This window comes from Hymenobacter canadensis (genome assembly GCF_027359925.1).
GTDB lineage: Bacteria > Bacteroidota > Bacteroidia > Cytophagales > Hymenobacteraceae > Hymenobacter > Hymenobacter canadensis.
Genome location: NZ_CP114767.1, coordinates 2,952,868 through 2,978,949 on the forward strand (window position 1 = coordinate 2,952,868; position 26,082 = coordinate 2,978,949).

25 protein-coding genes are annotated in these 26,082 nt (G+C 58.9%); 14 read left to right on the forward strand and 11 right to left on the reverse strand.

The window, feature by feature from the left end:
* Positions 1-152 precede the first annotated feature (152 nt).
* Together O3303_RS12735 and O3303_RS12740 are read left to right on the forward strand one after the other, a co-directional pair.
* Positions 153-731 carry a hypothetical protein gene (locus O3303_RS12735; protein WP_269558772.1) on the forward strand — a complete coding sequence of 193 codons (579 nt, stop codon included), beginning with the start codon at positions 153-155 and terminating at the stop codon, positions 729-731.
* 283 nt (positions 732-1,014) lie between these two features.
* On the forward strand, positions 1,015-1,404 hold the full coding sequence (locus O3303_RS12740) for a hypothetical protein (protein ID WP_269558773.1): 390 nt from the start codon (positions 1,015-1,017) through the stop codon (positions 1,402-1,404).
* A gap of 37 nt (positions 1,405-1,441) precedes the next feature.
* Here O3303_RS12740 and O3303_RS12745 read toward each other — a convergent pair whose 3' ends face one another.
* Complete coding sequence (locus O3303_RS12745; RefSeq protein ID WP_269558774.1) at positions 1,442-2,140, reverse strand: SGNH/GDSL hydrolase family protein; 699 nt, start codon at positions 2,138-2,140, stop codon at positions 1,442-1,444.
* 112 nt (positions 2,141-2,252) lie between these two features.
* Here O3303_RS12745 and O3303_RS12750 point away from each other — a divergent pair, with 112 nt between their 5' ends.
* The 5 genes from O3303_RS12750 (at position 2,253) to O3303_RS12770 (ending at position 6,399) form a co-directional block, all read left to right on the forward strand.
* Positions 2,253-2,753, forward strand: a complete 501-nt coding sequence (locus O3303_RS12750; RefSeq protein ID WP_269558776.1) for a DUF1905 domain-containing protein — start codon at positions 2,253-2,255, stop codon at positions 2,751-2,753.
* Between the two features lie 88 nt (positions 2,754-2,841).
* On the forward strand, positions 2,842-3,444 hold the full coding sequence (locus O3303_RS12755; RefSeq protein WP_269558777.1) for a DUF4136 domain-containing protein: 603 nt from the start codon (positions 2,842-2,844) through the stop codon (positions 3,442-3,444).
* Positions 3,445-3,668: 224 nt separating this feature from the next.
* Positions 3,669-4,646: an ABC transporter ATP-binding protein gene (locus tag O3303_RS12760; protein ID WP_269558778.1), complete on the forward strand. Its 978-nt coding sequence runs from the start codon at positions 3,669-3,671 to the stop codon at positions 4,644-4,646.
* A gap of 91 nt (positions 4,647-4,737) precedes the next feature.
* Positions 4,738-5,481, forward strand: coding sequence for an energy transducer TonB (locus tag O3303_RS12765; protein ID WP_269558779.1), 744 nt, complete (start codon positions 4,738-4,740; stop codon positions 5,479-5,481).
* Positions 5,482-5,934: 453 nt separating this feature from the next.
* Complete coding sequence (locus tag O3303_RS12770) at positions 5,935-6,399, forward strand: fasciclin domain-containing protein (protein WP_269558780.1); 465 nt, start codon at positions 5,935-5,937, stop codon at positions 6,397-6,399.
* A gap of 190 nt (positions 6,400-6,589) precedes the next feature.
* On the opposite strand, the gene O3303_RS12775 is transcribed toward O3303_RS12770, so the two are convergent.
* Positions 6,590-7,243, reverse strand: coding sequence for a GAF domain-containing protein (locus O3303_RS12775; RefSeq protein WP_269558781.1), 654 nt, complete (start codon positions 7,241-7,243; stop codon positions 6,590-6,592).
* A gap of 304 nt (positions 7,244-7,547) precedes the next feature.
* On the opposite strand from O3303_RS12775, the gene O3303_RS12780 reads away from it, so the two are divergent.
* Positions 7,548-8,816, forward strand: a complete 1,269-nt coding sequence (locus O3303_RS12780; RefSeq protein WP_269558782.1) for an AAA family ATPase — start codon at positions 7,548-7,550, stop codon at positions 8,814-8,816.
* Between the two features lies 1 nt (position 8,817).
* Positions 8,818-9,420, forward strand: coding sequence for a DUF4276 family protein (locus tag O3303_RS12785; RefSeq protein ID WP_269558783.1), 603 nt, complete (start codon positions 8,818-8,820; stop codon positions 9,418-9,420).
* Positions 9,421-9,587: 167 nt separating this feature from the next.
* Here O3303_RS12785 and O3303_RS12790 read toward each other — a convergent pair whose 3' ends face one another.
* From O3303_RS12790 to mfd, 4 genes are all read right to left on the reverse strand, one after another.
* Entirely contained in the window at positions 9,588-10,274 is a 687-nt protein-coding gene (locus O3303_RS12790) for a hypothetical protein (RefSeq protein WP_269558784.1), read from the reverse strand.
* 431 nt (positions 10,275-10,705) lie between these two features.
* Complete coding sequence (locus O3303_RS12795) at positions 10,706-11,191, reverse strand: hypothetical protein (RefSeq protein WP_269558785.1); 486 nt, start codon at positions 11,189-11,191, stop codon at positions 10,706-10,708.
* A 4-nt stretch (positions 11,192-11,195) separates the two neighbouring features.
* Complete coding sequence (locus tag O3303_RS12800; protein ID WP_269558786.1) at positions 11,196-12,563, reverse strand: AAA family ATPase; 1,368 nt, start codon at positions 12,561-12,563, stop codon at positions 11,196-11,198.
* 28 nt (positions 12,564-12,591) lie between these two features.
* On the reverse strand, positions 12,592-16,125 hold the full coding sequence (mfd, locus tag O3303_RS12805; protein ID WP_434086400.1) for a transcription-repair coupling factor: 3,534 nt from the start codon (positions 16,123-16,125) through the stop codon (positions 12,592-12,594).
* A 199-nt stretch (positions 16,126-16,324) separates the two neighbouring features.
* Between mfd and O3303_RS12810 the strand changes: the two genes are divergently transcribed.
* The 3 genes from O3303_RS12810 to O3303_RS12820 all read left to right on the forward strand — a co-directional run bounded on the left by O3303_RS12810 (position 16,325) and on the right by O3303_RS12820 (position 19,119).
* Complete coding sequence (locus tag O3303_RS12810; protein ID WP_269558787.1) at positions 16,325-16,537, forward strand: hypothetical protein; 213 nt, start codon at positions 16,325-16,327, stop codon at positions 16,535-16,537.
* A gap of 117 nt (positions 16,538-16,654) precedes the next feature.
* A complete protein-coding gene (locus O3303_RS12815) occupies positions 16,655-17,395 on the forward strand; it encodes a metal-dependent hydrolase (protein ID WP_269558788.1) in 741 nt (246 codons plus the stop codon).
* Positions 17,396-18,108: 713 nt separating this feature from the next.
* Positions 18,109-19,119: an NYN domain-containing protein gene (locus tag O3303_RS12820; protein WP_269558789.1), complete on the forward strand. Its 1,011-nt coding sequence runs from the start codon at positions 18,109-18,111 to the stop codon at positions 19,117-19,119.
* A 140-nt stretch (positions 19,120-19,259) separates the two neighbouring features.
* On the opposite strand, the gene O3303_RS12825 is transcribed toward O3303_RS12820, so the two are convergent.
* Both O3303_RS12825 and O3303_RS12830 read right to left on the reverse strand, forming a co-directional pair.
* A complete protein-coding gene (locus O3303_RS12825; protein ID WP_269558790.1) occupies positions 19,260-19,742 on the reverse strand; it encodes a PaaI family thioesterase in 483 nt (160 codons plus the stop codon).
* 102 nt (positions 19,743-19,844) lie between these two features.
* Positions 19,845-20,297 carry a GNAT family N-acetyltransferase gene (locus O3303_RS12830; protein WP_269558791.1) on the reverse strand — a complete coding sequence of 151 codons (453 nt, stop codon included), beginning with the start codon at positions 20,295-20,297 and terminating at the stop codon, positions 19,845-19,847.
* 147 nt (positions 20,298-20,444) lie between these two features.
* Here O3303_RS12830 and O3303_RS12835 point away from each other — a divergent pair, with 147 nt between their 5' ends.
* On the forward strand, positions 20,445-20,942 hold the full coding sequence (locus O3303_RS12835; protein ID WP_269558792.1) for a YajQ family cyclic di-GMP-binding protein: 498 nt from the start codon (positions 20,445-20,447) through the stop codon (positions 20,940-20,942).
* 113 nt (positions 20,943-21,055) lie between these two features.
* Positions 21,056-21,826, forward strand: coding sequence for a TerC family protein (locus O3303_RS12840; RefSeq protein ID WP_269558793.1), 771 nt, complete (start codon positions 21,056-21,058; stop codon positions 21,824-21,826).
* A gap of 65 nt (positions 21,827-21,891) precedes the next feature.
* Here O3303_RS12840 and O3303_RS12845 read toward each other — a convergent pair whose 3' ends face one another.
* The 3 genes from O3303_RS12845 to O3303_RS12855 form a co-directional block, all read right to left on the reverse strand.
* On the reverse strand, positions 21,892-22,707 hold the full coding sequence (locus O3303_RS12845; protein WP_269558794.1) for a J domain-containing protein: 816 nt from the start codon (positions 22,705-22,707) through the stop codon (positions 21,892-21,894).
* Complete coding sequence (locus tag O3303_RS12850) at positions 22,704-23,135, reverse strand: hypothetical protein (protein ID WP_269558795.1); 432 nt, start codon at positions 23,133-23,135, stop codon at positions 22,704-22,706. Before O3303_RS12850 ends, O3303_RS12845 begins: the two co-directional genes overlap by 4 nt.
* Positions 23,136-23,261: 126 nt before the next feature.
* Positions 23,262-25,943: a T9SS-dependent M36 family metallopeptidase gene (locus O3303_RS12855; RefSeq protein WP_269558796.1), complete on the reverse strand. Its 2,682-nt coding sequence runs from the start codon at positions 25,941-25,943 to the stop codon at positions 23,262-23,264.
* Between the last annotated feature and the right edge of the window lie 139 nt (positions 25,944-26,082).

Consider the following 26,082-nt stretch of genomic DNA (forward strand, 5'->3'; position numbering starts at 1 on the left):
GTACTACTTTTGACTAAACACATTGTGGTAAATAGCTACCTGCTGTCGGCTTGGTTTTCGTCGTTACTTTGCACACCAAAAGCATACTGTTTTACACTATACTACGAAAGAACAGACACTCAACAACATACTAAACAGCAATGATCAGATTGATGCTCATTAGTTCTTTCAGCTTCATTTCATTTATCTGCAACGGGCAGGTAAAAAGCACTGAAAAATATGTAAATATTCATGAAAAATCAAATAACTCAGCATTATTTAAAATGGGCAATGGCACATATTTGGACTTTTATTTAGACAGTAAATTTAAATTTGGCACACATGAATATTATGTAAAAATTAGAAATTATTCTTGGGGAAAAATCGACACTTCATATATTAGAGAAGACAATAACAACTATTATCATTTCAATCGTAAACTTAAAAACGAGTCAATATTATTGCCTAAAAATGTTAAATTAGGTCAAACTTGGTTTGAGGCAGACAATAGCTGGTCGTATAAGATAATCGGGATTGACGAAAAGCTCACGACTCCGGCAAAAAGATACAAAAAATTAGTTGTCGTTGAATGCATCCAGCTCCTTAATAGAGATAAGGAGAAGTTCAAAATGTATCATATGTATTACGCTGAGGGCGTGGGGCTAATTGCAAGTGTTAACAATGGAAATTTAACAAGCTATTTAGTAGAATTGAAAGAAAATGCCAAAATAGGAGATGTAATAGGAAAATAAATCAATGTTACTTGCAGCTTTCTTTTATCTATTTATCTAGACATTTCATGATTAAGCTCCCCGCACTCGCTCGGCTGCGCCGAGTGAGCCCTACGCCTGAGGGGCTATGCCCCGAATCCGGCCGCGCCACCCGCGCAGGTGCACGCAGCACAGCTGCTGAAGCATACATGCCTCACTCGGCACAGCCGAGCGAGTGCGGAAACGGTTGCTCTCTAATCTTGTAAAACACTGCTTTCTGGAATAAACCCCAACTTTTACGCTATTCCTAGAATAATCAATACTCATGGATAACTTCATGCTTGCCTTCATTTTACTAATCGGCTCAGTCTTTCTGTCAAGGACAATCAATGAAAAAGCTACTCAACATCTCAACCAAAATCAGAAGGCTGACTTAGTAGACCTATTCTCGGGTTCTAGGCCCTATACTTTTGGCGCGCTTATCCTTATTCTGCTAGGCTACTTTGCCGGTATAAAATTCAACTTGCTTGATCCATTTCTACTATCAGTGCTTTACTGCATTGCTATGCTGGTATTCATCATCAGCGTTAGCATATCAGCCTACAAGAAACTGGTAGCCAATGATTTTCCCAGCCAGTATATCAAGTCGTACATAACATCCACAGCCGTACGATTCATTGGCATGCTGCTGTTTTTTGTTTTACTGTGGCGTTAGAAATACGCTAGACGGGGCAATTACAGCACCAGCGCGCCTACTTCTTCAGCCCCTTCCCTACCACCCGCTGCCACACCGCATAGCCGGCGGGCGTCATGTGCAGGCTGTCGGATACGTAGAACTGCGGCTGCGGCCGGCCGTTGGGGCCCAGTAGCGGCGTGGCGGTGTCCACGTAGCGCAGGCGCTTCGGGTGAGCGGCCACGTACTCGCGGATGAGGCAGTTGGCTTCCTGCATCTGGGGGTAGAGCGCCCAGCGCGAGGGGCTGGGCTTGATGGCCAGAAACACCAGCGGCACCCTGGGCAGCCGCTGCTGCATCAGTTGCTCAAACGCCAGAAACGACTGAAACACCTCCTGCGGCGTGGCCCCAGCACTGATGTCGTTATCGCCTTCGTAGAGCACCACCTGCCGGGGTTGGTAGGGCACCACCAGCTTCTCGAAGAAGTACAGCGCATCGGGGAAGCGGGAGCCGCCGAAGCCGCGGTTGAGCACCGGGCGGCCGGGGAAATCCTGGCGCAGCGTTTCCCACTTGCGGATGGAGGAGCTGCCGTAGAACAGGATAGGGCGGGCAGGCGGCGGCGTGAGGCTGTCCTGGCGGGCAAAGGCGCGCAGCTCCGGGACCCACTGGGCGGGGTTGAGGGGCGGCACGGCTGCCGACTGGGCCAAGCCACGGCCGGGAGCAGCCAGCAGCAGGCCGGCGGCCACGGCCAGCCAGCGCATCGAATTCAGCATAGACATACAAGAAAGAGGAAGCCGCGTGGTAACTATGTATCCAGTAGTCGGCCCGCACGTACCAAAGGCTGCATCCTCCACTTTCTGCGCTGGCCCGGTACGGCTGGCCGCTTACCCTATGCTCATCGAACTCTTCAACGGCGACGTGACGCTGGAACGGTTTCCCGGCAAGGGCGGCTGGACTTATGCGCCGCTGCCGGCCACGGTGACGGCTCCCAGGTCGTGGTTCAACCAGCTGCGGGTGAGCGGGCAGATTGACGACTTCGCACTCGAAAACGCCAGCCTAATGTCGCTGGGAAAGGGCCGGCTGTTTCTGCCAGTGCGGGCCGAAATCCGCAAGCAGATCGGCAAGCAGGCCGGCGACGTGGTGCGCCTGGTGCTGCTTCAGTCCGAGGGAGACGCGCCCCTGGCGGTATCAGCAGAAGACTTCAGGGAGTGCTTGGCGGAGGTGCCGGGGGCGCTGGCCCGCTATGAGCAGCTGCCCGCCGCCGACCAACAGGCGTGGGTGGCGTGGGTGGCCGCCGCCCCCACCGACGAGCAGAAAGTAGCCCGCGTGGAAACTGCCTGCCAGCGCCTGGCCGCCCACGCCGGCCCGGAACCCTGCCTGCCCCCCGCCTGATGCCGCCACGCACCGGCGCAACTTCCGGGTAGCCGACCGGGTATAGCCAAAGGTATTTAGCACGTTTTCAACCTGTTTTCCTTTCGCCATGCAACGCACCACCCATATTTTTCTTTTCCTGCTTACAGTCCTGCTCAGCAGCTGCGCGCCCTCGGTGGCCGTGCAGCAGCGCCCCGGCACCGACTTCTCGCAGTATAAAACCTACGACTGGGCCACCACCGAGGTGAAATCGGCGGACTCAGCCAACCCAATTTATAAGAGTAGCCTCAACGACCAGCAGATTCAGGGCGCCATCAGCTCGGAGCTGGCCAAGCGCGGCATCCGGCAGGCCCAGGGCTCGGCCAAGCCCGATTTCTACCTGACCTATCACCTCTACATCGAGGAGGCTGAACGCACCGTGACCAACCCGCAGCCAGCCGGTTTTGCCTATCCCTACGCCTTTGCGTACCGGGGCCGGTTCATGCCCATCAACTACGGCTACTTCTACTCGTCGCCGTACTACAACACCGGCACCCGCACCGAAACCTTCACCGAAGGCACCATGATTCTGGACTTTGTGGATGCGCGCAGCAACAATCTGGTCTGGCGCGGCTCAGTAGCCGACGCCGTGGGCAGCCCCGGCCGCGTGGGCGAGAAGTTCTCGGAATCCGCCAAAGACATTCTCGACAAGTTCCCGGTGGAGAAGCTGTAAGAAGCTGTTTGCCGTTGGATAGTAAAACCGAGCCGCGATTTTTCGCGGCTCGGTTTCGTTTTGGCCGGGCCGGAATGTACGCAGGCCGTCATGCTGAGCGAAGCCGAAGCATGACGGCCCTTCACAGGCTTTACTGCACTTGCTCCCCCCGCCCGCGCCGAGGCCGAACGGCGTAGCTTTGCAGAGCGGGCGGAGGTTGCCCGCACACAAGCGGGCGGGTACTTATGAGCTTATTGCAGGTTGCGGGAATATCGGTGCAGGAAACCAGCCACACGGCGCTGCAGGACATCAGCTTTACGCTGCCGGAGGGGCGGCGGCTGGCCATTGCGGGCGAAACCGGAGCCGGCAAAAGCACCTTGCTGCAGGTGATTGCCGGACTGGTGCAGCCCACGGCCGGCACCGTCACGTTCGACGGCCGCCGCGTGCGTGGCCCCCACGACGTGCTGATTCCGGGCCATCCGGGGGTGGCGTATCTGTCGCAGCACTCGGAGTTGCCCCACTCGCTGCGGGTGGAGCAGGTGCTGCGCTACGCCAGCCAGCGGCCGGCCGCAGAGGCCGAGGCCCTGTACGAGCTGTGCCGCATCGGGCACTTGCTGGCGCGCCGCACCGACCAGCTTTCCGGCGGCGAGCGGCAGCGTATTGCGCTGGCCCGGCTGCTACTGGGCGCCCCCCGCCTGCTGCTGCTGGATGAGCCGTTTTCCAACCTCGACCGCGCCCACAAGCAGCAGCTCAAGGCCGTGGTTGAGGACATCGGGGCCGAGCTGGACATCACCTGCATTCTCGTCTCGCACGACCCCACCGACACGCTGGCCTGGGCCGAGGAACTGCTGGTGCTGCAGGCGGGCCGGCTGGTGCAGCAGGGTGCCCCCCGACAGGTGTATCAGCAGCCCGCCAACGAGTACACGGCCGGCCTGTTCGGCGACTACAACCTGCTGACCGGGGCGCTGGCCACGGCGCTGGCGCAGCAGGCGGGCCTGAAACCCCGCCGCAAGCCGCTGCTGGTGCGGCCCGAGGCCCTGCAGCTGCTCCCCTCCGGGCCAGGGCTGGCCGGCACCGTGCGGGCCGTGCGCTTCGTGGGCAGCTACTCGGAGGTGGAAGTGGCCCTGAAAGGCGGCCGCCTGACCGTGAAAACCGCCGCGCCCACCGTAGCGCCCGGCGAGGCAGTGACGGTGGTGGCTTCGGCGGCGTGGTATCTGGGGTAGCGGGCTAGGAAACCCAGGTACTTATTTGGCAGGCAGGCCATACTTTTGGCGGGCACTGCATTTTTAGCCAAGCTATTCCATTCTGTTTTCCATGCTTCTTTCTACCCGATTCCTGCTGCCACTGCTGCTGGCCATGCCGTTGGCCACGTTGGCCCAAACAACCCAAAAAGTAACGGTACCGCTGCCCACAGCCCCTGGCCGTGAAGAGTATGAGGTATTGCCGGGCCCGCCACCCGTGCGGCAAGGCACTTACCGCTACTATGCCGGCCGCAAAGGCAACACGCTCATCCGGCAGGGCTACTATACTGCCAACCAGCCAGACAGCCTCTGGACGGAGTATTATGAGAGCGGCAAACGGCTGATGTCGCAGGGCATCTACCGCCAGGGCCGGAAATTTGGGGAATGGAAATACTACAGCGCCGATGGTACCCCCACGCTACGCTACGACTACAGTGCCGGCCGGATACTGTTTAAGGCGCCTAGCACCATGCGCCACCAACTGGCTTTTCAGCCGGTGGCACAGGGCGCGCCGTTCAGCACCGAGCCACTCTACACGGAAGGCACCGATGCCCTGCTAATTTTTGTGGGCAGGACCCTCCGCTACCCAGCAATGGCGCTACGCAACCGGTTGATGGGTACGGTAACAATCGGCTTCACGATAGACACTGCCGGCAAAACCTCAGGATACCGTGTCGTGAAAGGTCTGGGCATGGGCGCCGACGAAGAGGCTATGCGCGTGGTACAGCTGTTGCCCGGCACCTGGATTCCGGCCTCCGCCAACGGCCAGCCAGTACCGGCCGAATGTCTGGTGCCCGTCACCTTCGCTATTCGCTAGCGCCGCCCCCTAAATGGCACTGGCTGGCGCGGAACGGGCCGGGTTGCGGCTCTGTTTACGACGTTCTTGTTCCGGCGTGCGAGGAGTGTCGGGTTTTGAGAAGTCGAGCATAGTTCAATAGAAATATATAGCAAAGACATAAACTGCCGGCAATAAAAATAGCCGCTATTTCTGATGAAACAGCGGTTATATATCCTTGGCTTGCCTGGGTAAGGCGGGGGCCGCCGTTGGGGCCGGTCTGGCAGCTGGCACGGCCGGGGCAGGCGTACGGGTTCATTTACAAGATTTTGGCAATGCCGGACAATTCTGGCGGACGGCTGTTGAAACTGGATGGGTGCTGCCGCACCTAGTGTCTCACCAATCCCAACTGCTATGAAAAAGCAACCCTTGTTCTCCCTCCTGCTTGCCGGCTTACTGTATATGGGCGGAGCCGGAGCGGCCTCGGCCCAAACTATGGCTTCTCCTGCCGCCCCGGCAACGGCCTCTACCGGCAAGGACCTGGCCGCCAGTGCGGCGCTTTCCCCTGACCACACTACCCTGCTCAAGGCGCTGGGTGCCGCCGGCCTCGCCGACAAGGCCAAGGGTGCTGGGCCATACACGGTGTTTGCCCCCGACAACGCGGCATTCGACAAGCTGCCCGCCGGCACGGTGACCACGCTGCTGCAGCCCACCAACAAAAAGAAGCTGGCCAACCTGCTGTCTTACCACGTGGTATCCGGCAACGTCATGGCTGCCGACCTCAAGGATGGCCAGGTAGTGAAGACGGTGCAGGGCGAGTCGCTGACCGTGGGCGTGCAGGGCGGCACCGTGACCCTCACGGATGCCAAAGGCGGCAAAGCCACCGTCACGAAAGCCGATATCAAGACCACCAACGGCGTGGTGCATTCCATCGATACCGTACTGATGCCCGCCAAGTAAGCGCCGGTAGTCAGGGTAAAAAAGGCCGCCCGATCTGGGCGGCCTTTTTTTGTGGCAAACTCCGCGCAGCATGCGGCGGGGCAGAACTCACAGAAACTGCTGCCGGGGTGGCAGGGAGGTTCGGTAGCGGGACAACCCGCAGCGGCTCGGCCTACAAAGTCATGACCGTGGCGGTGCAACTGACCCGGGCTTAAATAAACTCGATATAGTCGTTCAGCTGCTGCACCAGCCGCTCCCGCTCGGCCTGCTGGGCCGGGTCGGGCAGGGCCAGCAGCGCCTCCCCAGTCGTGGTGAGGCGCGCCTCAATTTCGGGCCAGCAGGGAACGAGCGCACTGGGTTGCTCAAGGCCCAGGAGTTGCAGATCCAGCAGGCGCATAGCCAGGCGGGCCAGAACCCGCAGCAGGTTCCGGTCGGCAGACGGGAACAGACGGTATTCCCGGTCGAGGATGCAGAGGGTGCCGATGGCGAAATCGTGCTCGGTGAGCAGGGGCGTACCGGCGTAGAAACTGAAATCGGTCTGGGCCTGGGCGGCGGGGCTAACCCACGGGCAGGGCTGCTGCTGCAGGTCGCGAAAAATGGTAGTGTCGTGGGTGTACACGGCCGCCGAGCAGATGCAGTCGACGCGGGCCATGCGCTCGGGCAGGGCCAGGCCCACGCTGCCCAGGTACTGCACCTGGGTTTCTTCCACGATGGACATGATGGACATGGGCGCTACAAACGCCCGGGCCGTGAGCACCACCACCGCCTGAAAAATCTGGTGGCGCAACGGCAGGTCCAGGTAGGGCTGAATGGCTTTCAGGCGTTCAGCTTCGTTCGGCGGCAAGGAGGCGGAAGGGTAATTCATGGCGGTGGGAGCAGCAGCGCAATGGTAACGAAACTGCGTAAGTTCAGCTAAGTTAAGCAGTCCTGAGCGGGGCAGGCCACCCAGACCGACGTAATTTCTGTCAACCAACCCAAATCCTGGACGAGAAACATGTGCGGCAGGACGGCCAACCGGTGGCGGCGGCGAGGAAGACGCTACGGCCGGCAGCGCGCCCCCGCTGGCGGAACCTGACAGGGTGCCAGCTACCGGCCCGGGCAAGCGGAAAGCACATCCGCCCACATTAGGCGAAACCCGCGTACTTTGTAGCTACTGCCTTTGCTGCCCTATGCCTGACCTTCCCGCCGCTGCCGGCTTTCCGCGCCTCACCTACCTGCGCATCAAAAACTACCGCGCCCTGCGCGACGTGGAGCTGCGCGACCTGACGCCGCTGACGGTGCTCATCGGCCCCAACGGCAGCGGCAAATCCACGGTGCTCGACGCGCTGGCATTTCTGGCCGAAGCGGTGAGCGGCAACCTGCAACAAGCCTGGGAAAAGCGCAACCGGTTTGCCGGGATGCGTACGCGCGGGCAGGACGGGCCGATTGAGTTTGAGGTGGAGATAGATGCTGCCCCACCATTACAAAGCTTGCGATACAATTTAGCTATTAATGAAGTGGATGGAGAGTGGATACGCGAGGAAGAGTGGTTGAGTCAACGGAAGCTAAACGGCGACAACTATCCTCTATTCAACATCATAAAAAAGGCGGTAGGTAACTTCGTCTCTATAGTTACATATGAAAAATTCACTCCTGATGAGGTAGATAGAGAAAATCAAACTCGAACAGTAGAAGCTATAAATGAGGGTTTCTTTCAAGCCCATAATAATCTTGCACTGCCTGTATTTGCATCCTTCCAAGGTGTGATTCAGCAGCAAGCTGTTCGGGTAATAAATCTTCTCACCTCCTACCGTTACATCCACCTCACCGACGACCACCTGAAAGGCTACTCCGATGCGGGGCCGCGGGAGAAGCTGTCGGCGAATGGGGACAACCTGCCCAACGTGCTGTACTACCTGCACACCAAGCACCCGGAGGCGCTGGCGCACATCAGCGAGAAGCTGCGGCGCTGGGTGCCGGGGTTGGCGGAGGTGGTGCCGGAAATAACCTCGGATGAGCGGCTGCTGCTGCGCTTCCGGGATGCGCCGTTTGAGAAGCCGCTGCCGGCCCAGTACATGTCGGATGGGACGATGCGGCTGGCGGCGCTGCTGACGCTGCTCTATGAGCCTAACGCCACCGGTCTGCTGGGGATTGAGGAGCCGGAAAACGAGCTGCACCCACGCCTGCTGCCGCGCCTGGCCGAGGAGCTCAGCAAAGCCACCGAGACACGGCAGCTGCTGGTGGCTACTCATTCGCCCTTCCTGCTGGATGCGCTGGAACCGGAGCAGGTCTGGATTCTGCACCGGGGCGCTGATGGCTACACCCAGGCCACGCGCACGGCGGATATTCCGCAGGTGAAGGAGCTGGTGGAAGATGGCTCGCCGCTGGGTTACCTCTGGACCAGCAACTTCTTCCGCCTCGGCGACCCGCTGGCTCCCCGCACCTCAGCCGCGCAGTAGTATGCACCTAGAGTTTCTGCTGGAAGAACCTTCCTCGGAGGCGGCGCTGGATATCCTGCTGCCCAAACTGCTGCCACCCGATACCACCTGGCGCTGCTACCCGCACCGCGGCAAAACCGATTTGTTCCAGCGCCTGCCCGGCCGGCTGAAAACCTACGCCCGCCAGCTACCCCACCAGCCGGAGCTGCGGGTCGTCATTCTGATGGATGCCGACACCGATTGCCGACGGCGGAAAGCGGAGCTGGAACAGGTGGTGGCCGACGCGGGCCTGCTGACCAAAACCAGCGCCGCCCCCCACGAGCCGTTTCGCATCATCACGCGGCTGGCCGTGCAGGAGCTGGAAGCGTGGTTTCTCGGCGACCGGGAGGCCATTCAGGCGGCGTATCCGCGCGTCCGGCACCAGCATTTCAGTGGCTTGCCGCACGACCCCGATACTATTGCGGACACCTGGGAAACGCTGTGGCGCGTGTTGCGGGAAGGCAAGTACTACCTGACGGGCAAAGCCAAGGTGGAATGGGCCGAAACCATTGCCCCGCACCTCGACCCGGCCCGCAATACCTCGGCCAGCTTTCAGTATTTCCGCCAAGGGCTGGCGCGGCTGTAGCGGCGCGTATTCGCGTCTCGTCGTTGAACGGCCGGCGCGGCGCCTTACTGCTTGGTCGGCGCGAACGACGCGACGCGAATACGCGCCGCTACACCGGGCGGCAGAACAAACAAACAACGGCCGCCCCTGACAGGAGCGGCCGTTGTTGCACTGCGGGAGAAGCAGGCTTAGAAGGCGGGCACGGCCGGTTTCTCGCTGCGGTGGGCGGTGTCAATCACCTGGCGGGCCGACTGGTAGGCGGTGTAGAAGCGGGGCTCGGGGCGCTGGTAGCGCACCAGGTACTTATCGAGGCGGTTGCGGAGCAGGGCCACGGCGGCGCTCAGGTCGGCGGCAAGAGCCTGAGTGTTGGCTTTGCCGTCGGCGGTGGCGAGGCGGGGGGCCGACTGGCCGGCCTGGAAGGCGGTGAGGGCGGCGGCCAGCTCGGTGAGCTCCTGCTGCGTGACGCCCTGGTCCTGGAGGGCCGTGAGATGGGCGGTGGCCTGGTCGTGGATGTTTTTGGCGATGCGGGCCAGGTCGTTGTCGGGGGCGCGGCGGAGCTGGCGCTCGGTGTAGTCGGCGTCGGTGTGGAGTCGGATGTCCTGTTGCTCGTCGGCGTAGGCGAGCAGGGCGGCGGCTACTTCGGCGGCGCGCTGGGCCAGGTGCAGCTTGGTGGCCTTTTTCACGGCCCCGGCGCTGCGGGGAGCGGCGGCGCTTTGCTGGGTTTCGGCGGTGGGGTCCAGGTCCTGGACCAGGACGGCCAGCTCGGCGCGGGCGGTGCCCAGGGCTTTGTTGGCGGCATAGACCTCGGCGTACTGGTCGAGGACGGCGAGGGTGGCCTGCATCATGGTGAGGCGGGCGCGTTGCTTATCGGTCATAATAAGGTAAGGGTTAAAGTACCTCCAAAAGATAGGCGGTGGCGCGGAGCATCTGCTACGCCGGGCGGCAACTTTTTTCTGCCGGGGTGGCAACGGCCGCTGACCCACTGACAACGCCCGCCGCCCCGGTGGCAACGCCCGCTGCCCGCGTGACAACGGGCGCTGACCAAGTGGCAAGGCCCTCGCCCCCGTGACAATGTCCCCTGACCCGGTGGCACTGCCTGCTGCCCCCGTGACAAGGGCCGCTGCCCAGGTGACAACGCCCAGTGGCGGGCTGACAAGCCGTGCTAACCGGGTGGCATCCGCTGCTAACGGGGGCACAACGCCCTCAGCCCGCCGCCGCAGAGGCTGTAGCAGCGGCGCGGATATGGTCTCCGCATTATGACAGATTTGTATTGTACCTCATCTGCCATACACTAGCGTAAGCAGCCTCAACCTTTGCTCTTTTCCATCTCACTCATACATAAGAACTCTACTGATATACCACACCGTTCTAAAGCTTCAATGTGAATATACCAATCTGTATCTGTTGCATTAACAATAGGTGGGTTTCCTGCGTGAGCAATTGCTAACGCAACGAATTTCCTATCCGACAAATCAAATTTATCTAAGCCTTCATCATCGGGAAAATCACTATAACTTCCATCTTCATTACAGTTCAAGGCAATCGTTTCACAGCGAAGAGGATTTGCGCGGTTTTGCAATACCCATTTCAAAAAAGCATCACCTGGGCCAGGTTGGCCACTGCTACTGAGCTTATTCTGATATTCGCTAATTATATTGAATTCATCATCTAATACTATTATTTGGTTTTGTGTAGCGAGTATCCGTTCAGATGCAGCTAAAACACAAGCTGGTCCAGCTGATGAAACACCATTTGCTGTTAGAGGAACATTTGTATCTATTATATATTTCATTTTTTTAATTTATTTTTTTCGCTTTCTTTCTTTTTGACTCGGCTTGAACCATTGCTGTTGCATCACCCATTACATCACCAAAAAAACCTAAGGGCCAATTCTTTATATTTCCATATTCATCCAATTGCAATGCTGTTAAGCTCGAGCTAGACTCGGTGAACGAAGAAAAATTCAATTTAATTTTACTAGGATCTATTGCTTCTTCGGCAATTCTTCTTTGTAATCTTTGCAATAGATGCTCACTATGACTTTCTAATATAATTTGCAAATTTCTATACTTAATTACATCTATAAATACATCGGCTAACCCAGCCTGTACAGCAGGATGCAAGTGAATTTCTGGCTGCTCTAATATGATTGTTGAGTTAATTGGAACATAGTAGCAAAGCACTAGAACAGGAAGTATCTGAGAAACCCCGAATCCTACATCAGTGATAAAAACATCATGTGCTTCTGGTGTTCTTTGTACTCTAACTTCGTATTCCTTTCGATTTGGAGCGATAGGTTGAACTTTAAAGCTGTGGATTAGCCCTAGTTCTTTCAACCAAAATGCAACACTTTGCTCTACTGTGTAAGTTATGTTTTCGCGTTTGATTTTAGTATCACTACCCCCTTGCCTAGAAGCCAGTAAAGCAGCTACGGCTTTTTCACCTCTTGTTCCAACGTCAGCTGGTTGCTCTCCGGCCCAAACATACAATCTGCTTGGATATTCACGCAATGGTCCTAAATAATAAATACTCTTAAACAACCTTTCAAAAGAGTATATAAGATCCATTGTTCTAAATCCACCAAATTTAGTTGCTTGTGAACTAGAAAAAGGGAAACCATAAAATTTTTCAGGTTCAATAGATTCGATTTTTGAAGATTTATTTTTTCCCTTCTCTAACTCCTTTGATTCAATATAATATTGCAATTTATTGCTTTTAGCTACTCTTGATTTTCTCTTCATTCCAACCTGCCATGATTCTCCCTTAAAAGAAAAGCAGTCGACAAATATCCTGTCTTTTTTTCTTTGTATAGTAGCACTAAAAGTAACATCCTCGAGAGTTACTTTAATATTTTTGCCGTCAAATCTTCCATAATCAACCCTTTGAAAGGGCCACTGCATACTAAACTCAATTATCCCTGGGTCAGCATGTGCATGTATAACATCATATAGTGTTCCCAAGTCAATATAAGAATTGTCTCCTCCTAAATTAAGTATCCTAGAACGATCTGACGACTCTATAGTCTGTTTTAACATTAGTATAAATTGCAATATACTGGTTTTGCCTGATGAATTTGTGCCAAAAAAGCCAGTTAGCGAACCTAACTCTATCGTGCCAGTGTCCTGCCAAGACTTGAAATGCTGGATTCTGATGTTATTGATCATCAATTGAGTATTTGAAGTTTTGGTAAAATTAGATAACTCCCACCGTTTCCTCACTCACCAGCTCGTTCAGGATGCGCTTGGCGGCCTGGACGCTTTTCACGTCCTCGAAGGAGATGATGAGCTGTTCTTTGCGCTCCTTCATGGAGGCGGAGCGCGGGTGGGTCTGCACGTAGCTGAGGATGTTGCCGAAGGTAGCGCCCTGGAAGTAGGGCTCGTTGTTGGTGGCCGGGATGAAGCCTTTGAGCAGGTTCTTCTTGAGCGTGAGCTTCTCGAACCCGGTCTGGCAGGCCAGCCAGCGCAGGCGCACGATGTCGGCGAGCTGCTCCACCTCCTCGGGCAGCGGCCCGAAACGGTCCACGATGCCGGTAAGCAGCTTGCGCAGCTCCTCGGCGTTTTTGGCCCGATCGAGCTTGCTGTAGAGCTGCAGGCGCTCCGAGACGCTGCTCACGTAGCGGTCCGGAATGAGCACCTGCAGGTCGGTTTCGATGTTGCACTCCTTGGGGCCGCTGGTGCCGGCGGCCTGCTGGAGGCGCTGGGTGGGGTCGCCGAGGAACAGGTCGCGGAACTCGGTTTCCTTGAGCTCCTGCACGGCCTCGTCGAGAATCTGGTGGTAGGTTTCAAAGCCCAGGTCGTTGATGAAGCCCGACTGCTCGCCGCCCAGCAGGTTGCCCGCGCCCCGGATGTCCAGGTCGCGCATGGCCACGTTGAAGCCCGCGCCCAGGTCCGAGAATTCTTCGAGGGTACTCAGGCGCTTGCGGGCATCGGAGGGCAGGCCGGCCACTGGGGGCGTGAGCAGGTAGCAGTAGGCCTTTTTGTTGGAGCGGCCCACGCGGCCCCGCATCTGGTGCAGGTCGGAGAGGCCGTGCATGTGGGCCCGGTTGATGAGGATGGTGTTGGCGTTGGCAATGTCGAGGCCCGACTCGATGAGGGTGGTGGCCACCAGCACGTCGTAGTCGCCGTCCACGAACTTCATCATGCGCTTTTCCAGCAGGTCGCCGTCCATCTGGCCGTGCACGTAGGTCACGCGGGCATCGGGCACGAGGCGCAGAATCATGCTGGCCTGCTCCTCAATGTCCTTCACGCGGTTGTGCACGAAAAACACCTGCCCGCCCCGCTTCAGCTCCCGCGAAATGGTGTCGCGAATCAGCAGCTCATCGAATACGTGTAACTCGGTCTGCACCGGCTGGCGGTTGGGCGGGGGCGTAGCAATCACGCTCAGGTCGCGGGCCCCCATCAGCGAGAAGTGCAGGGTACGCGGAATGGGCGTGGCCGACAGCGTGAGCGTGTCCACGTTCACCTTGATTTCCTTGAGCTTGTCCTTGGTTTTCACCCCGAACTTCTGCTCCTCGTCAATCACCAGCAAACCCAGGTCCTTGAACTGCACGTCCTTGTTGGTGAGGCGGTGGGTGCCGATGAGGATGTCGGTTTTGCCCTCTGCCACGCGGCCCAGGGTTTCCTTGATTTGCTTGGTGCTCTTGAAGCGGTTGACGTACTCCACCGTCACGGGCAGGTTGCCGAGCCGCTCGCGGAACGTTTTGTAGTGCTGCATGGCCAGAATGGTGGTGGGCACCAGAATGGCCACCTGCTTGCCATCGGCCACCGACTTGAAGGCGGCCCGGATGGCAATTTCCGTCTTGCCGAAGCCCACGTCGCCGCAGATCAGGCGGTCCATGGGGTGGGGCAGCTCCATGTCGCGCTTCACGTCCTCGGTGGCCTTGGCCTGGTCGGGCGTGTCCTCGTAGAGGAAGCTCGATTCCAGCTCGGCCTGCATGAAGGAGTCGTGGGCAAAGGCGTGGCCGGGCGCGGTTTTGCGCTTGGCGTACAGCCGGATCAGCTCGGCCGCAATGTCCTTCACTTTCTTCTTAACCGACTTTTTCTTGTTTTCCCACTCCGGCGAGCCCAGCTTGCTCATGGTGGGCGGCGTGCCCTCGGCCCCGCTGTACTTGGCAATCTTGTGCAGGGCGTGGATGCTGACGGTCAGCACGTCGTCGTCGCGGTACACCAGCCGGATGGCTTCCTGCAGCCGGTCGTTGATTTCCACCTGGGTGAGGCCGGCAAAGCGGGCAATGCCGTAGTCCTGGTGCACCACGTAGTCGCCGGGCACGAGGGTGCGCAGCTCTTTCAGCGTGAGGGCCTTTTTCTTGCTGAACTTCCGCGCCTCCTGGGCCCGGTAGAACCGCTCGAACAGCTGGTGGTCGGTGTAGACGATGAGCCGCAGCGTCTCGTCGATGAAGCCTTCGCGCAAACCCAGCAGCAGGTGCTGAAACTGCACGTTGTTGTCCAGCTCGTCGAAGATGGTGCGCAGACGGTCGGCCTGGCGCACCTGCTCGGCGGCAATGATGTTGGTGTAGCCCTTGGCCTGGTTGTCGTGCAGATTCTTCACGATGCGGTTGAAGTCCTTGCCGAAGCTGGGCTGGGGCTTGGCGCTGAACTGGAACTCCTCGGCGCCGGTCTTGAAGTGAAACCGTTTGCCGAACTCCACCACCGCAAACCCTTCCAGCAGCTTGCGCAGCGTCTTGGCCGACTCAAACAAATCGGCCGGCTTGCTCACTACCTGGGTACCGCCCGCCACCGCCAGCAGCTCCTGGAAGCCCGCCTCGGCCTTGTCGAAATACTCGTCCACCACGTCGAGGGTCTGGCGCACGTCCTTGGCCCACACGGCGGTGTTCTTCGGAATGAACTCCAGAAACGCCTCCCGCGTCTCCTGCAGTAGCTTGGTCTGCACGTTCGGGATGATGCTCACCTGCTGCCGCTTCTCCACCGACAGCTGCGTCTCAGGGTCAAACGTCCGAATCGTCTCCACCTCATCCCCGAACAGCTCGATGCGGTACGGCAGCTCGTTGGCGTACGAGAAAATATCCACGATGCCGCCGCGCACGGCAAACTGGCCGGCCTCGTACACAAAGTCGCTCCGCTCGAAGTCGTACTCCGCCAGCATCTCACTCACGAAGTTCACGTCCAGCTTGTCGCCCACCTTGATGACGAAGGTATTGGCGACCAGGCTTTTCTTGTTGATAACCTTTTCGAACAGGGCTTCGGGATAGGTGACGATGAGCACGCCAGCCGTTTCCTTGGCGCTGGCCTTGCCGCGCTTCTTGCCTTTGGGCTGGCCGTCGGTTTCCACTGCGTCGGCTGCGTCGTCGGCTTCCTGCTCGGCAGTAGTTTTCGGCCCGCGGTGGCTATTGAGCTTGTTCAGCACCTCGGCCCGCATCAGCACGTTAGCATTTTCCGTCTCGTCGAAGCTGTAGGGGCGCTTGTAGGAGGTCGGAAACAGCAAAGGCTCTTCCTCGGGGACTAGGTGCTGGAGGTCGGCCAGGAAGTAGGCGGCCTCGTCCCGGTCGTGCAGAATGAACAGGTGGTGCTGGTCGGGATACTCCTGGTGCACGGCGGCGGCCAGCACGGCATCCTGGGAGCCCACCAGCCCGCGCAGATGCAGGCGCACGGGCGCTTCAGCCTTGTCGGCGGGCCGCAGCGAGTGGCGGGTGGCCGGATTCAGGCGCGCGCCCAGCGTCATGCCGGTGGGGTCGAGGGCGTAGAGCTTCAGTAAATCGGTAACCTTCAAAACGGAGTTCGGCTAGGGAGGAGGCAAAGGTAGAAGCCCGGCCGAATGAGAATCCGGTCGGGCGAAGCAGGCTGACAGGCGCCCGCGGGGCGCGCTATCCAATACCGCCGCGCGGCCCCGAAAGTTTCCGCCGGACTTGCTCCCCGGTGCCGTATCTTCCGGGTTCATGCAGTTAAGCAGCCCGGGGGGGCAGAGGGCAATGGCAGATACGCATAACCAACCAGGCAGCGACGAGTGGGACAACCTGCTGCACCACCTTCGTCAGGTGCGCCAGCAGGTGCAGGAGCAGGGCCCTTTGCCCGAGCAGGCCAAGGCCGAAGTCACCGATGCCTTCCGGCGCGGCCTGGCCCTGCTGGAAACGCAGGTGCAGGATATCCGCGGCAACTTGAAGGGCAGTGCCGGCAAGTGGTAAGCTGAAAGTATATAGCCTACCCTGCTTGCAGCCGCTTTCCTGGCACACTGGCGGTGAGCAGCCGCGGCTATTGTTGCACCTTTGCGGGCAGTTTTCGCCCTTTATAGTTTATTTTCTTTGCGCGGTTCTTCTCACCTGGCTATTGGCCTCATCACCGGCGTTGCCGTTGCGGGGCTGGTGCCCGGCATCCCCTTCTCCCCTGCCGGTATTGCGCTGGCGGGCTTCTCGGCCCTCGCCCCCGACCTCGACCATCCCAGCTCCCGCCTGAGCAAGCGGCTGGGCTTCGCGCAGGCCTATGTGCGCTGGGCCTTTGTGGCGGTGGCGCTGCTACTGGCCGCCTACACCCACTTCCAGCTCCCCATCGGCCCCGACCGGCGCATGGGCTTCACGGCGGCGCTGGCCTTCGGCCTTATCGGGGCGGCCATGCAGGGCGACTCCACCCGACGGCTGGCGCTGCTGTTCACGGGCCTGTGCACGGTGGTGGCGGGCCTGTATACCGAATTTCTGTGGCTGAGTATGCTGGGCTGCTTCGTAGCCATTGCGCCGTTCACCAGCCACCGGTCTTGGACGCATACGCTCTGGGCCGCCGGCCTCTGGACCTACATCGGGCACTTGGCCAACCAGAGCCTGGGCTGGCACGGCGTGGCGCTGTTTGCCGGCGGCGGCTACGTGTCGCACCTGCTGGCCGACAGCCTCACCAAGGCCGGCGTAAAGTGGCTGATGCCGCTGCTGGACGTGTCGTTTAAAATTCCCCTGATCCGCACCGGCTCCCCCAGCGGCAATATGCTGGAAGTAGCAATCTGCGTGGGGTATGCCATGCTGATTCTGGGTCTGGTAGCGGGCCGAATTGAATTTTAAGCATAAAACTCTGCCCTTACCCGCATCCCCATAGTTTCACTGCCTGCTACAGGCTGCCTGATGGGTATGGGCAGCCTGCGTGCAATCAGGGCCTTTGAGCCCACCGATTTTTGGCTTGCGCAACTCGCTTGTAAGCACAACAGTAGCCGCGGCGGCGGCACACCCCGCGCTGCCTGGTTCATGCAAACTTCACTTAAAAGTCAATAATCTGCAGCCTATTGGCGCAGTAAGCGTACTTAGCAATGAGCGTGCAGGCGGATTGTTCGATTACGTAATATAATTCCGACGGGTAATATTCGCTTTTACTAGATTAGCGCTGAAATGCACTTTGCACATATGATCATTTGTTCAGAAACAGACTTATGTAAAATATATTTTATTTAATATTACAGTCGCTTTTCTTGTAGGCATCGACGGTAGCCAGCACCTGCTGCTACCCGACATATATGGCACGGAGTAGCGGGGAGTTGCGGAGCGGGACAGTAAATCGGTGTCAGAAAAAAAGATTCGCTTTGGTTGAACTGGCATTTCCTCCTGTTTGGCTTGTAATCCTGAGCAGGCACCGAATATAGTCTATCACGCAGGCAGCTAAAACGATGGGTGTTGTATATTTGGCATCAGACTATACCAGCAATGGTCATGGCTGAAACAGAATAACCGCCCCCATACCCCCTACACACACCTTTTTAACTTACCCTTCAACACTTTTTTGTATGAACCAGATTAATAGCCCTCTGATTAGGGTCGGCGTCTTTTATGACGGCAATTATTTCCTGAAGATTAGCGACTACTACTACTTCCAGCATGAGCGCAAGGCCCGGATTAGCCTGGAAGGCTTGCATGAGTTTATCCGCCATCAAGTAGCAGAAGAGGAAGATGTAGACGTGCGCCTGAGCCGCATCATTGACGCTCACTTCTTCCGCGGCCGGCTATCGGCGACGGAAGCACGCGACAAGGACCGCCTGTTCCATGACCGGCTGCTCGACGATATCCTGATGAACATGAGCATCGCCACCCACTACATGCCCCTGAAAACGCGCGACGGCCGTCTGCAGGAAAAAGGCATTGATGTGTGGCTGAGCCTGGAAGCGCTGGAGCTGGCGCTGCACAAGAGCTACGACGTAGTGGTGCTGATTGCCGGCGACTCGGACTACGTGCCGCTCATCAAGAAGCTCAACACTATTGGCACGCGGGTGATGCTGCTCAACTGGGACTTCAAGTACGTGGATTTCAAGGGTGAAGCCCGCGTTACGCGCGCATCGCAGCACTTGCTGGAGCAGGCCACCTACCCGGTACAGATGCACGAAATCATCGACCAGGGCCTGGTAGATGCCGACGAGCTGATTGAAACCATGTTTGTGAACACCCCGGAGCCTACGCCATATCCGGCCACCGCCAAGCCAGTGCGTCCCACAGGCCCCACGGCTGCTGGTCCGGTAGGCACCATTGGCATCAGCACCATCAAGAACCTGAAAAACGGATTCGGTTTCGTGGTGATGCCGCCGAACAACCTGTTCTTCAGCTACGCCGATATGGCCGAAGGCGACTTCAACGAGCTGCGCGAAGGCGACTGGGTGGAGTTCACGGTGGGCCGCAACCACCGCGACGAGGACTGCGCCCGCAACGTGCGTAAAGTAGCCGCTCCGGCCATGGAGGAAGGCGACGAGTACGACGACGAGGAGCAGCCCGAGCACGAGTCGGCCGATTCGTCGGAGCACCTGTAAGCCCTCCGACAGTCTTTAGTATCTGTCAGCTACTTAAAAGCCGCCAGCCGCTCCATCGAGCAGCTGGCGGCTTTTTTTTCGGTATTAAGCACTGAGTATTGAGTGCCGGATAGCTGGTACTCAATACTCCCGTGGCTCATCTATTCCTGCGGTTCAGCATCGGGGAAGAGCAGGCGGTGGAAGTCGCGCTTGTCGGCGGGGTAGCGGTTGAAGGTGCCCATGCCGCGCGCTACCACCAGGCCGCCGTCGCGGCCGGGGCACTCGATGGTGGCACTACTGACGAGCAGGGTTTTGCCGGCGTGCTCCACCCGGGCCCGGGCTACCAGCGCATCGTGCAGGCGCACCGGGTGCAGGTAGTTGATCTTGAACTCCACCGTCGACACCAGCTCGCCGGCCGTGAAAGCCAGCGACAGGGCTGCGGCGCCCAAGGCCGCATCCATCAGCCCGGCCAGCACGCCCCCGTGGCAGGTGCCCGGCGACGACAGATGCTCCTCGCGGATGGTCATGCGGTACTCCGCGTCGCCGGGGCTGTGCACGGTCAGGGTCATGCCGTTTGTAAGGCCGTAGGTGTTTATCTGGTTGTAGATGGCCACGAGCGTGGCCACATTGGGGAGCTGTTCCATGGAGAGAAGCGGGGCGGGTAGAAGGGCGGGCAGTACAGGCAGCCTGCCGGGCAATATACGCCGCTGCCCTTTTCTGCCCGCCCGCCGCGCTGCGCTGCTTGCTCAGGCAGCCGGCGGGGCCAAGTCTTTGTGCATCAGAAAGTGCGCCACGGTACCGAACAGCGTGTGCGACGGCGCCTGCACTGTGTAGCCGAGCCGGGTGTAGAAGGGCACGGCTGCCTCGCGGGCGTGCAGCACCATGCGGCAGTAGTGGTGCTGCCGGGCGGCAGCCTCTAAGTGGTGCAGCAGCTGCCGGCCCACGCCCTGGCCCTGCTGCCCCGGCGCCACGGCCATAAAGCGCACCTGCCCCGTGGCCGGGCCGGCAGCCTGCAGCATGGCCACCCCGGCCGCCTGGCCGCTGTCGTCCAGGGCCAGGGCGTGCACGGTGGTGGGCAGGGTATCTTCCGGCACGCGCTCCGAGCCTTCGGGCTGCTGCCAGGGCTGGCGCAGCACCGCGTAGCGGAGGCGGTAGTAGGCGGCCCAGTGGGCGGGGGTTTGGGGTGTCAGCAGGAGCATGTTGGCGGGGTGGCGGGCAGGAGCTGGCGCAAGGATACTCAAAAACGGGAGCCCGCCAATCAGCCCTCCCTTCTTACCTTTACGGCCCGCGCCAACCACCGCGCCGGTTTGGCGTACTGCCTTTCACTTCCTTCTTTTCTTCTCCCCATGGCATCCTTCGATATCGTCAGCAAAGTAGACCCGCAAACCCTGGAAAACGCCGTGAATACGGCGCAGAAAGAACTGCAGACCCGGTACGACCTCCGCGACACCAAAGGCGGTATTGAGCTCAACAAGAAAGAAAACACCATCCTGCTCAGTTCCGAAAACTCCATGCGTGTGAAAGCACTGGAAGATATTCTGCTGGGCCGCGTGGTGAAGCAGGGCATCGACGGCACGGCCCTCGACTTTTCGGCTGAGGAGCAAGCCAGCGGCCAGCTCATCAAGAAAACCATCAAGGTGCGCGCCGGCCTCGACAAAGAAGTGGGCCGCAAAATCAGCAAGGCCATCAAGGATGCCAAGCTGAAAGTGGATGTGCAGATGCAGGACGACCAGATGCGCGTAACAGCCAAGAAAATCGACGACCTGCAGGGCGTAATTGCGCTGCTGCGCCAGAGCTCCGCCGACATCGGCCAGCCGCTCCAATTCGTGAACATGAAAAGCTAACTGATGCGCTGATTTTTGATGTGTTGATGTGCTGCACCGGCACATCAATACATCGAAAATCCGCACATCAGCCATCAACATATCGGCACATCACCCAATCAGCACATCACCTGATGCATTTCGACTTCTCGGTTTTCTCCAACCCACAAACCTGGGTCAGCTTGCTTACGCTGACGTTTATGGAAATTGTGTTGGGCATTGACAACATCATCTTCATCTCCATCATTGTCAACCGGCTGCCGCGCGAGCAACAGAAGCGGGGCCGCAGCATCGGGCTGCTGCTGGCGCTGCTGTGCCGCATTGGGCTGCTGCTAAGCATCAGCTGGATTGTGGGGCTGAAAGCCTCCCTGTTTACCGTCAATCTGCCCTGGATGACGGAGCCGTTCGGCGTGACCGGGCGCGACCTGATTCTGCTGGCCGGCGGCCTGTTCCTGATCGGGAAGAGTACCACCGAAATCCACACCAAGCTGCAGGGCGAGGAAGAGGAAACCGAAGCCGGCAAGGCAGGCGTCTCATTCGGCAGCGTGATTTTCCAAATCATCCTCATCGACATCGTGTTCAGCTTCGACTCCATCCTGACAGCCGTGGGCCTCGTGGATAACGTGCTGATCATGATTCTGGCCGTGATTCTGTCGATGGCAGTGATGCTGGTTTTCTCGGGTGTGGTGGCCGATTTCGTGAACCGTAACCCTACCATCAAGATGCTGGCCCTTTCCTTCCTGATTATGATTGGGGTGATGCTGGTGATGGAAGCATTCCACAAGGAAATCGAGAAAGGCTACGTGTACTTCGCCATGTTCTTCTCGCTGATTGTAGAGGTGCTCAACATGCGCCTGCGCAAGAAAACCGAGCCGGTCCACCTGCGCGACTCGCAGTACGACTAACGCCAGAACCACCCAGCGCAAAAGCGCCCGCAACTGTAGTTGCGGGCGCTTTTTTTGTGGATTACTCAGCTACGAAGCAGTAGGTAGAGGTGAATGACACCCAGTGTTATGGCCATAGCCGCTGTATCAACAATGCGGCGATTTCCGGGAGGTGGCCAGCAGCCTATTGCCGCAACTACAGCCATAGTTGCCGGAAGAAAAAGCAAATCATAAAACGTGTCGATAAAGATCCGACGGTCGGGGTCGGCGTTACCGGCCGGCCAAATAATGCGCGCCTGCTTAAATAGCGCGCTACATTCTACATCAATCATTTCCCCTTCACGCAGCATATTCTGATCGAGGCGGAAATTCAGATCGGGAGTTTCGATGCGTACATATGAATCCAGGGTACCTCCTTTGCCCCGAACAACGTGCTCTGTTACACGCCGCACCTCTTGATCTACATACTTGGTATTCCACTGCGAATCCAGCAGTAGCAACAGCGCACACAGTAACAGAGCCCAATTTACACGCCGGGCCCAAGGCATATAGCGCGCATATTGTGCCGGATACGATGCCTGCACACGTGCGGCGGCTTCTGCTTTGCTAAGAGGCCTGCGTCGAAATCCGCGCCGACGCATGGCTGGGTCGGGGTGAGACTCAAAGGCAGCTTCCGGCGCTGGGTCTGGCTGTTGCAGGCGGGCCAGGGCCGCGTCATACGCCGCGCGGCGGGCAGGGTCGCTGAGCGTTTCGTACGCCTCGTTGATGGCCAGATAACGGCGGTGCTGCGCGGGGTCGGGGGTACGGTCGGGGTGGGTGCTCAGCACAAGGCGGCGGTAGGCCCGCCGAATGTCTTCGGGCGACGCCTGCGTACTCAGCTCCAATACGGCGTAGTAGCTCACTGGCTGGCGCTCAGTTCAGCCACAGCGGCGGCCTGGTCCTGCACCCGGCGGGTAGCCAGCTCCAGCAGGCGGCGGTTCAGCTCGGGGCGTTGCGGGCGGTAGTAGCTCAGCTCGGCCGCCGTAAACAGGCCGCACACCAGCCCGATGACGGTGTAGCGCAGTTTGGTATTGCGGGAAAGCAGCTCGGCCAATAGCCGCTCCTGCTCTGTAGCAGACGCCGCGGCCAACGCTATGTGATGGTCGCGCACAAAATCGGCGACTACGGCCAGCAGCACGTCGTTCTGCAGTTTCAGCAGCGGGCGCAGGGTGTGGTGCAGAAAGTCGGCAACAGTGGCGTCGCCGGAGGCGGGCAGCAGCTGCGGCAACTGGGGGCGCAGGGCCAACAGCGCGGCATCGGGCCGGGCCGGGGAAGCAGAATCAGGTAGCATCAGGGCGAGAGGAAAAGGAGGTAGAAAGCAGCAACAAAAAACCCGCCCGACTAGCTGCCGGGCGGGTTCTTTATTTGGGGCATCCGGCAACACAAACTACCGCAGAGGCGGCGTTTGTGCGTGCCATTAGTGCTGCACCGATACTTTCTTGGTGATGGTGCCTTCGGAAGTCGTGACGCGTACTACATAGACGCCATTGGCCAGCTCGGCCGTGTTCACCTGCACACCGTTCTGCTGCAGCGAGGCGGCCGAAACCGACTGCGTGCGTACCACCTGGCCCATCAGGGTCAGCAGCTGCACCGACACGGCGGTTTTGCTGCTCACCTGCGTGCGTACCAATACCTGGTCGCGGGCGGGGTTTGGATATACTTCCAGCATCTGCTCGCTCAAACGCTTGCTGGTGCTCAAAGCAGGTGGGGTAGCAAAACCAGCCGTGTTGTCGGTGGTGCTGGTAGATAGACCCTGGATGGCGTTGAAACCCATGCCGCGGCGGGCAAATACCTGCCAGATCAGGGCAGAGTTGGCGGCACCGTTCAGTACGGAGTCAGCTTTCAGAATGGCATTGCGGCCGTCGAGGAAGCCCGGGCCGCAAGGCTGCAGCTTGAGGCCTTCCACCACGAGGCGCATGGCGATGTTGTTGCCCCCGGTGCTGGCTGTCAGGTCGGCATTGTAGCCATGTCGGCCGATCAAAGCCCAGTTCAGGTCCCATAGTGCGGTGCACCACACGTAGCCGATTGCGTGCTGCTGGCCAGTCGTGGCGCCATAGCCCGTCGTACCAATCAGCGCGTACGTCGACGGATTGATGCTCATGTCGGTGCTATAGCGAGTGGGGCGAATGCCAGCGCCCGTGGTTGGCTCCGATGAAGCATAGGTACCAATACCGCGTCCTGTGGTGCCTACGTCGCCCACCTTGGTGGTCAGCCAAAGACCGAAGAAGTCGCTCCAGCCTTCACCCATTTGCTCAGCATTGCCGAGGCAGCTGGAGTTGAGGCGGCCGCCGGTGAGGCGGTTGGAGATGCCGTGGCCGTATTCGTGGGCAATGATGCCGTTGTCGAAGTCACCGTCGCGGCGGGCCGAGGAGCCGGCCGTGATGGTCACTGTCTGGCCGGCGTCAAGAGCCGCTTTCAGGCGGGTGCCTTCGTTGAAGCTGATGAACACCGAAGGAATACGTACCCCAACGGTATCCGGCGCCGCACCGCCCATGCTTATCAGGTTGGGTGCATTTGGAATGCTGTCCATCATGATAACCATGCGGGCGCCGGCATCCTGGGCATTTTTGATCTTGATACCGAAGCTGCACTTGCCCCGACGGATCAAAGCAATGTTGCCGCTCACTGCGGCGGCGTTCACAAACGTAGTGTTGCAGCCACGCGTTGGCTGAGCAGAACCGTCGTTCACCGCAACCAGGTTGCCGGTAACGGGGCCTACCCGATCCAACTTCCGGCCGAAAGTACCTTCGAGGGCAGTTAGCGGGCCAGCCAGCGTAGCGGGGGCCGTCACGCGAACCTGCGTCTCACCCGTCCATTCGTACATCTGCATCCGGGGAGCAAATCCATCGTTGGGCGTCGAGAAGTTGGCATTGTTGCGGTTAGGCGTGGGCAGGCCCGCACCGTCCTGGGCCTGGGCCTGTACGGGGTCATTGCCGCCTGGCGTAACCACGCCGCCGGTGCTGGTGTAGTTCTTAAACTGGAAGTTACCGGCAACCTCCGTGAAGCCTTTGGTGGCCAGCACATCGTGCACGATGTTGCTCCAGTAAAATAGGTTGGTTACTGCGGCCTCTTTGTAGGCATCTGGCTGCAGCGTCTGGTCGAAGGGGAAGTCGAAAATCTGAGTGGCGCCGCCTTCCGGGCTGGTGCCCTTCTTGTAAACATTGGTGTTGTCGCGGTCCAGGTAGGCATACACGTTGTTGCCTTTGGCGTTGGTGGAGTCAGCGCCGGCCACGCCATTCACGTCGTGCCAGCCAAACGGCGAAAACGCCGCGTCGGCGGGATTTACCACCAGCTGGCGTGGGCCGTGGCTGGGGCTTTCGATGGTGAGCGGGATGACGTTGTAGGAGTTGGGAGCCGTCACCTTATTGGCGGTGGTAGCAGGAGCCAACACCTGCGACCAGCTACGCGAAGCCAATGCCTGCTGGGTCATATCAGCAAACGATACCGGCTCTGAGATACTATAGTCGTAGCGGTCGAGCAGAGCACCGGTCTGGGCGTCTACGCGCACGTTCCAGTAATGCTCCCCGTCGAGTGGGGCCAGCGTTACGTCCCAGGCCAGCGTCAGCTCGCCGTTAGCCGTGGGCTGGTACATGAGCTTCACCGGAATCTTCTCCAGCGAGATACCGGCATTGTTGAACGTCATGCCTTCGGCCGGCTGGCCGGCTATTTCCAGGTTCAGCGAACGGGGAGCGGGCATGTTCAGGGCTCGGGCAGCGGCGGCTACGGCCTGCGCCGGCGTGAGCGAAGGAGCCGTAGTGCGCGCTTTGGCAGCGGTGCCCGCCACAAAGTTCTGGTGCAGGGCCACCACCTTGCCGTTGCCGGCTACGGTTACGTTGGCCACGGCGCCTACCACCTCAATTCCCTGGTAGCGCTGGCGCAGATACACGTGGGTGAGGCCGGTGCTGGCGTCGGTGTAGTTGCTGGTTACGGCCGGGCTGGCCAAATCCTGCTCGCTCAAGCCCTGACGGGCGGCAGTGGTGCTCAGCGCAGCCAGCGCCCGGCTAAGAGGCGCTTGTTGGGCAGCAGCCAGACCCGGAATGGCCAGCATAGCAGCCACCGCCAGAGCGCGGGTGCCTGGCAAAGTAAACGTTTGTTTCATCTGGTTGGGGGGGTAGAGATGAATGATAGGTGAGGCGGTTGAATGAAAAAGTCGTCGAAAAATCGATGACTCGTTTCAAATCTACACAGGAAATCGGATTTTTTTTGCTGATCTGCTGCTACTGCCTCCAATTTATACT